This is a genomic window from Kitasatospora sp. NPDC048296 (genome assembly GCF_043201815.1).
In the GTDB taxonomy this organism is placed as follows: domain Bacteria; phylum Actinomycetota; class Actinomycetes; order Streptomycetales; family Streptomycetaceae; genus Kitasatospora.
In genome coordinates this window covers 23775-30920 of sequence record NZ_JBICZB010000064.1, presented here as the reverse complement: position 1 = coordinate 30920, position 7146 = coordinate 23775, and the positions used below count along the sequence as shown (strand labels likewise).

General features: G+C 72.4%; 7 protein-coding genes. 5 read left to right on the top strand and 2 right to left on the bottom strand.

The annotated features are described in order from the left end of the window. Positions 1-142: 142 nt before the first annotated feature. The 3 genes from ACGF12_RS29580 to ACGF12_RS29570 all read left to right on the top strand — a co-directional run bounded on the left by ACGF12_RS29580 (position 143) and on the right by ACGF12_RS29570 (position 2083). Complete coding sequence (locus ACGF12_RS29580) at positions 143-850, top strand: DUF4241 domain-containing protein (RefSeq protein ID WP_393036545.1); 708 nt, start codon at positions 143-145, stop codon at positions 848-850. An 87-nt stretch (positions 851-937) separates the two neighbouring features. Next, entirely contained in the window at positions 938-1300 is a 363-nt protein-coding gene (locus ACGF12_RS29575) for a hypothetical protein (protein ID WP_393036542.1), read from the top strand. 159 nt (positions 1301-1459) lie between these two features. Further along, complete coding sequence (locus ACGF12_RS29570) at positions 1460-2083, top strand: sigma-70 family RNA polymerase sigma factor (protein WP_393036539.1); 624 nt, start codon at positions 1460-1462, stop codon at positions 2081-2083. Between the two features lie 198 nt (positions 2084-2281). Here the strand turns inward: ACGF12_RS29570 and ACGF12_RS29565 are convergent, their stop codons facing one another. Continuing rightward, positions 2282-3544 carry a serine hydrolase domain-containing protein gene (locus ACGF12_RS29565; protein WP_393036536.1) on the bottom strand — a complete coding sequence of 421 codons (1263 nt, stop codon included), beginning with the start codon at positions 3542-3544 and terminating at the stop codon, positions 2282-2284. A 296-nt stretch (positions 3545-3840) separates the two neighbouring features. Between ACGF12_RS29565 and ACGF12_RS29560 the strand changes: the two genes are divergently transcribed. Continuing rightward, entirely contained in the window at positions 3841-4824 is a 984-nt protein-coding gene (locus tag ACGF12_RS29560; RefSeq protein ID WP_393036534.1) for a phosphatidylserine/phosphatidylglycerophosphate/cardiolipin synthase family protein, read from the top strand. An 82-nt stretch (positions 4825-4906) separates the two neighbouring features. Beyond that, a complete protein-coding gene (locus ACGF12_RS29555) occupies positions 4907-5845 on the top strand; it encodes an alkaline phosphatase family protein (protein WP_393036531.1) in 939 nt (312 codons plus the stop codon). Here ACGF12_RS29555 and ACGF12_RS29550 read toward each other — a convergent pair. Next, positions 5826-7103: an MFS transporter gene (locus ACGF12_RS29550; RefSeq protein WP_393036528.1), complete on the bottom strand. Its 1278-nt coding sequence runs from the start codon at positions 7101-7103 to the stop codon at positions 5826-5828. The two genes, ACGF12_RS29555 and ACGF12_RS29550, sit on opposite strands and share 20 nt — an antisense overlap. Positions 7104-7146 lie beyond the last annotated feature (43 nt).

The following is a 7146-nucleotide window of genomic DNA, read 5'->3' as shown; positions in this document are numbered from 1 at the left end:
GGGCGGCCCCCCCCCCCCCCCCCCACCCCGCCCGCGGGGGCCCCACCCAACCCCGGCCCCCCCCCCCCGCCCCCCGGGGGGGGGGGGGCCCCCCCCCCCGGCCGGCCCGTCGGCTGTCGGTGGGGTTGTCTACGCTCGCGGTATGACGTACACGGTGGATGCCCGCCTGGCGGCGGGCGAGGACGAACGGATGCTGTTGGACGCGGTCTTCACCCCGGGGGAGGGGCTGGGGATCCGGGCCAACCATCCGCTGACGGTGGTTCGGGTGGTGGAGGTGAAGGAGGTGACCACCATCAGGGTGCCGAGCGGCCGACTGGTGGTGAGCTCGCCGTGGCCGGACGACGACGACTACGAGCTGAACCCGCCGACGGGGCGGGAGCTGGCCGAGCGGATACCGCCGGGCAGCTACCTGGTGGAGGCCTCCTGGATCACCGAACGGTGGGGTTCCGCGGTGGCCGCCGTACGGCTGTGCGTCGCCGACGCGCCGGTGGTCGCCTGGGAGAACGCCCTCGGGGTGGGTGAGGACATCGAGTTCGCCCGCCCGGGCGAGCGGTTCCGCTTCTTCCCGTCCGACACGAACACGGCGTGCTTCGCCGACGCCACGGCCTGGGCGGAACTGACCCTGCCGTTCCGGCAGCTCTGGCGGGACCTGCGTACCGGTCTCGACACCGCGCAGGAGCGGGAGCAGGTGCACAACGGCTCGTTCGAGCGGGTGAGCCACGACGGACTCGGGGCCGACCTCGTGACCTTCACGGCGGACGAGGACAATGCGGTCTGGCTCGGCCGGGCGGCGGACGGAACGGTCGCCTCCGTCGTGGTCGTCGGCGGCTTCCGGCCGCACCCGTACTGACGGGTGACCGCCGCCGCGCTGTGGCTGAACCCCGGTCGGTGGAGGCCACGTAGATCGGGACGGAACGGGACGGGGGAGGAACACGGGATGGATGCGGACGGCGCCGAGGTGCGGGCGTACATCGTGGCCCTGGTGCGGATGGGCGCGCCGGAGGTGCCGGGGCCGCCCGCGCTGGCGGTGCCGGGGGGCACCGCGGCCGAGGTGACGTCCGTCGCCCGGCGGTTGGCGCTGCGGGCACTGCCGGAGCGGCAGCGGCGGCCGGAGTTGACGCCGGAGCCGACGCCGGGGCTGCTGGCCGTGTCGAGGTCGCTGGTGGTGGACGTGCACCCGTCCGCGCCGGGGTGGACGACGGCCGAGCGGGAACGGCTGGCGGGGTGGGTCGCGGTGCTGATCGAGCACCGGGGCGAGGACGGCGTCCAGGAGCTGGTGCGGGAGCTCGACGAGGGCTGAACGGTGGCACCCGGCGGCGGGCCCGGTGCCCGCGGGTCGGGGCGTTGGCGGATCGTTGGCGGGTCCTTGGCGGCGCCCGGCAGGCTGCTGTCTGCCCGCCACGGGGGACGTACGGCGGAAGCCCTGCCATGTGCCCTTGCCCGACCTGAGAGGTAGCGCGTGCCGAAGCCGCCAGTCGCCCAGCCCACGCCCGTCGTCCAGTCGTCCGTCGGCCCGTCGGCCGCGGTGGCGGCGACACCCGGGCCGGGCCCGGCCCGACCGACCCTCGACCCCGACACCCTGGCCGAGATCCACCGGCTGCACGGTGGCTACCTGCTGCGGGTCCTGCTGCGGGCCACCGGCGGTGACCGGGGCAAGGCGGAGGACATCCTGCAGGAGACCCTGCTGCGGGCCTGGCAGCACCCGGAGGCGCTGACCAAAGGCCCCGAGCAGAGCCGCCCCTGGCTGTTCACGGTGGCCCGGCGGATCGCGATCGACCACTACCGGATGGCCGCCGCCCGCGCCAAGGAGGTGATCGGCGAGCCACTGGAGGACCGGCCGCTCGTCGAGGACCCGTACGAGCAGGTGGTGGTCGCCCGGGACATCGCCCTGGCGCTGCGGCGGGTGCAGAAGCACCACCGTGAGGTGCTGGTCGAACTGCACCTGAAGGACCGCTCGGTGCAGGAGGCCTCGGCCAGGCTGGGAGTGCCGCCGGGGACGGTCAAGTCCCGGAACTTCTACGCGATCCGGGCGCTGCGGCCGGTCCTGGCGGCGGAGCACGGGTACGCGCCGGTCGGCCGGTGACTTCCGGCCGGTGACTCCCGGAAGCTCGGCTCGCGGGCCGGTGCGGCCCTGGAGCCGGCCGGAGCCCTGGGCGACCGCGAGCAGCGGGCCTGGGTGCTCACCGACCTGAGCGCGGACGGCAACCGCCCCGGCCGGGTCCCGCCGTAGCGTCGCTGGCGAGGCCGGTCCGGGGCGGGGCGCGGGGATCGGATCCCGGTGTCAGATCCGGGTGTCCTCGACCACCGGGAGGCCCTGGTCGTCGCCGTCCTGCGGCGCGAAGGCCGTGCGCGGCGCGGCGGCCGGCTTCTTCCCGCAGAAGGCCGGCTCCAGCGCGCTCATCAGACCCTGGGTCACCGTACCGTTGTTGGAGGCGTTGGCGAACACGACGACGCTGCGCTTCCCGTCCGGGGTGGTGAAGGACTGGGTCTGGTAGCCCTGGACGATGCCGCCGTGCCCGTACACGTCGCCGCAGGAGAGCGAGATGCGGCGCAGCCCCAGCCCGTAGCTGATCTTCGCGGTGGGCGTCGGCAGCGCGGCCTCCATCTGCTGCAGCGAGGCGTCCGAGATGAGCCCGCCGTTGCTGCCGGCCATCAGCGCGGTGAGGAAGCGGTCGAGGTCCCCGGCGGAGGAGATGACCCCACCGGCGCTCCACAGCCAGGAGGCGGTCTGCTCGGTGGAGTCCAGCAGCGGCTTGGTGCGGTCGTCGTTGGTGAGGTAGCCGGTGATGTGCGCGCCCTTGATCCGCTGGTCGGGCACGACGAATGAGGTCTTCTCCAGGCCCAGCGGCTCGATGATCCGCTCGCGCAGCACGTCCGCGTACGACCGGCCGGTGAGGTGCTCGACGGCGAGCCCCATCAGCACGAAGTCGGTGTTGGAGTAGGAGTAGCGGCTGCCCGGGGTGTACTGCTGGCCGTGTTTGACGGACATCGCGACCAGGTCGGCCGGCTGGTACACATTGGTGCGGATGCGGGTCTCGAAGGCGCTGGTGGTCTCCTCGCCCGGCTGTTCCAGCAGGTCGTTGGTGTGGTCGTAGACGCCCGCGCGGTGCTCCATCACCTGACGGCCGGTCATGGTCCAGCTCTCCGGGAGGGTGCCGGCCGGAAGGTAGTCGCGCAGCGGCTTGTCGAGGTCGATCCGGCCCTCCTCCGCCAGCTGCATCACGAGAACGGCCGCGAACATCTTGCTGTTGCTGCCGACCCGGAACCTCCACGAGGAGTTCATCGGGGTCCCGTCCAGGTTGGCCTGGCCGACGGACAGGGAGCGTGTCCTCTCGTCCTCGTCGTGGTCGCGGATGACCGCGAAGGCGCCCGGGGCGCCCGCATGCATGGTGGCCTGAAGTGCGCTGAGCACCCCGGCGGTGTCCGGGACGGGCAGCGCGGCGCCGTCCCGGTCGGCGGCCAGGGCCGGTACGGTTCCGGTCGCCGCCAGGACGGCAGCGGCGGCGGCCACCGCGAGGGGACGCAGCAGGCTGGTCTTCGCCATGTTCCTCGGTTCTCTCGTGAACTGACACGGCGTCCGGTTGCGCCGCTCGAAGATCACTATCACCGGTCCGGGCCGCCGATGGCAATGTGAACCGGACCGCCCGCATCGTCCGTTGTCGGCCCGGTTTGGCATGTGCACCATTCGTTTCCCGGCCTGGGGGCAAGGTTTTACCCGCCGTCATCTACCCGCGTTGACTGCTGCGCGGCCATGCTGTTCTGGCGCTTCGTTCGCCTTCCGGTGCGACGTACCGGCCCCCTCGCACCCCCTCACTTCCCTCACCGACCATGGAGTCCCCCATGACCCTGGCCACCTTCGCGCGCCGTGCCGGCGCCCTGCTGCTCGCCGGCGCCGGCCTGATATCCGCCACCGGCACCGCCCACGCCACCGGCACGTACACCGCGGTCGTCTTCCCCGACCAGGACCACTCGGTGGTCTACAACCTGATCAACTCGGCGACCAAGACCGTCGACGTCACCATGTACGAGCTGCGCGACACGACGGCCGTCAACGACCTGATCGCCCGTCAGCGCGCCGGCGTCAAGGTCCGGGTGATCCTGGACGGCCAGCACACCTCGGTCAACGGCTCCGCCTACAACGCGCTGAAGGCCGCCGGTGTGGGCGTGACGTACTCCTCCTCGGCGTTCGTCTACACCCACCAGAAGACCGTCACCGTGGACGGCGCCAAGTCCCTGATCCTGACCGGGAACCTGGACGCCACCTACTACTCTAGCAGCCGCGACTACGGCGTCCTCGACACCGACGCCAACGACGTCAACGCGATCGAGCAGGTCTTCGCCGCGGACTACGCCAAGACCTCGGTCACCCCCTCCGACGGCGACAACCTGGTCTGGTCGCCCACCGACTCGCAGGACCGCCTGCTGGCGCTGATCAACGGCGCGCAGACCTCGCTGGACGTCGAGGAGCTGGAGTTCGGCGACCAGGCCCTGGTGGACGCGATCACCGCCGCCGCCAACCGCGGTGTGACCGTGCGGGTCGTCGGCATGAACCCGAGTTCGTACGGCTCCTACTTCGACCAGGTGACCACGGCCGGCGCCCAGGTGGTCACCTACTCCTCGACCACCGGCCTGTACATCCACGCCAAGGCCATCGTCGCCGACTACGGCACCCCCTCGGCAAAGGTGTTCGCCGGCTCGGAGAACTTCTCCGACAACTCGCTGAACAACAACCGCGAGCTGGGCCTGATCGTCTCGGACTCCGGGGTGCTCAACACCGTCGAGACGACCTTCAACACCGACTTCGCCAACGGCACCCCGTACTAGGCCGTTCGCGAGAGTACGACAGTCCGTCACCTCCCCCGAGCCGGGGGGCCCTTCGGGGCCGCCCTCCACCCGAGGATTCGTCATGACTTCGTCCGCGAAGATCCCGAACGACGCCCTGTTGAACGACGCCCCGCTGAACGAAGCCCCCCGCCGCCGCTCCCGCCGCACCGCGACCGCGCTCGGCTCGGCCGCCGCCCTGGTCGCCGCCTCCGCCGGACTCTGGGCGGCGACCGCCACCACCGCGCAGGCCGCCGCGCTGCCCACGCCCGACCACATCGTCGTCGTGGTGATGGAGAACCACTCCTACAGCCAGATCATCGGCAGCAGCAGCGCGCCGTACATCAACAACACCCTGAAGGCGGGCGGCGCCGGCCTCACCCAGTCCTTCGCCATCACCCACCCCAGCGAGCCGAACTACTACGCCCTGTTCTCCGGCTCCACCCAGGGCAGAGTCGACGACAGCTGCGTGACGGTCGGCGGGTTCCAGACCCCGAACCTGGCCTCCGAGGTGGCCGCCGCCGGAAAGACCTGGGCCAGCTACAACGAGTCCCTGCCCAGCCAGGGCAGCACGGTCTGCAGCAGCGGCAACTACGCGCAGAAGCACAACCCCTGGTTCGGTTTCGGCAACGTCCCGCTGAACACCGCCATGACCTTCGCGCAGTTCCCGACCGACTACACCACCCTGCCGAACGTCTCCTTCGTGGTGCCGAACCTGTGCAGTGACATGCACGACTGCTCGGTCAAGACGGGTGACACCTGGATCCAGAACAACCTGGGCGCGTACGCCACCTGGGCGCAGAGCCACAACAGCCTGCTGATCGTCACCTTCGACGAGGACAACAGCCTGTCCGGCAACCGGATCCCGACCCTGGTCTACGGCGCCCACGTCGCCCCGGGCAGCAGCTCGGCCACCACCTACAACCACTACAACGTGCTGCGCACCCTGGAGGACCTCTCCGGGGCGAGCGGCCACGCGGGCAACGCGGCGAACGCCACGGACATCAGCGGCATCTGGAACTGACCTTCCGAGCCCAGGAGTTGACCCGGACCGGCGGCTGCTCGACGGCCGCCGGCTCCGGCGCGTCCCGGTCGGCGCCGAGCCGGCGCACCCCCGGCACCGCCGCCGTGCCGGCGCACACCGCGGTCACCAGCGCGGCCGCGGCCAGCAGCGGCACCCGGCTGCCCCAGGCGTCGGCGGCCAGCGGCGCCAGCACGTACCCGAGCGGCGCGGCGGCCAGCGAGAGCAGCCAGTCGTAGGAGGTGACCCGGGCCAGCACCCGGGCCGGGAAGTCCTGCTGGACCACCGTCTCCCAGACCGGGTTGAGGAAGCCCAGTCCGGCCGTCGCCACCCCGTACGCGGCCACCGTCACCGGCGCGGGCGCCGGGACGGCGAGCGCCAGCAGCGGCAGCCCGTACAGGGCGAGGGCGAGGTTGCCGACCAGCACCGGGCGCCGGGGCCGGACCCGCGCGGCGAGCAGCGAGCCCAGCAGCAGGCCGACCGCCCCGGCCTGGGTGATCGCCACCCAGACGCCGTCCCCGCCCAGGCGGGTGGCGGCGATCAGCGGGCCCAGGGTGAGCGCGACGGCGCTCGCGCCGTTCCACACCCCGTGGGCGATCAGGCTGGTCCAGTACCAGTCCCGGGAGCGCACCTCGCTCCAGCCCTCGGCGAGGTCCCGGCGCAGCGAGCGCGACCGGGCGGGCACGTGGGCGACGGCGATCCGGGTGAGCAGGGCGGCGCTCAGTAGGAAGGAGACGCCGTCCAGGACGAAGGCCCAGCCCGGCCCGGCGGTGTACACCAGTACCCCGGCGAGCGCCGGGCCGCCGAGCCGGGCGGCGCTGGTGGCCGAGCCGAGCAGGGCGTTGGCGTGCAGCCGGTGCTCGCCCGGGACGATGCCGGTGACCAGCGGCGAGGTGGTCGGCATGGCGAAGGCGGAGGCGGCGCCGCCGATCGCCTCGGCGACCGCGATGTGGGCGAGGCCGGGGCGGCCGCCGAGGAGTTCGAGGCCGACCAGCAGCTGGGTGGCGGCCCGCAGCAGGTCGGTGGTGAGCGCGACCAGGCGCGGGTTGAAGCGGTCGCCGACCACTCCGCCGAAGGGCAACAGGAGCAGCCTCGGCACCATCGCGCAGCCGAGGACGAGGGCGAGCGCCCCGGAGGAGCCGGTGGCGCGGGTGATGGCGATGGCCAGGGCGGCGGGTACGACGGCGTCGCCGAGGGTGGAGACCGTCCGGCCGAGGAAGAGCAGGCGGAAGTCGGGTAGGCGCAGCGGGTGTTGGGGCATGCGCGGAACTGTATTTCGGTGTCGAAATTTTGGCAACGAATAT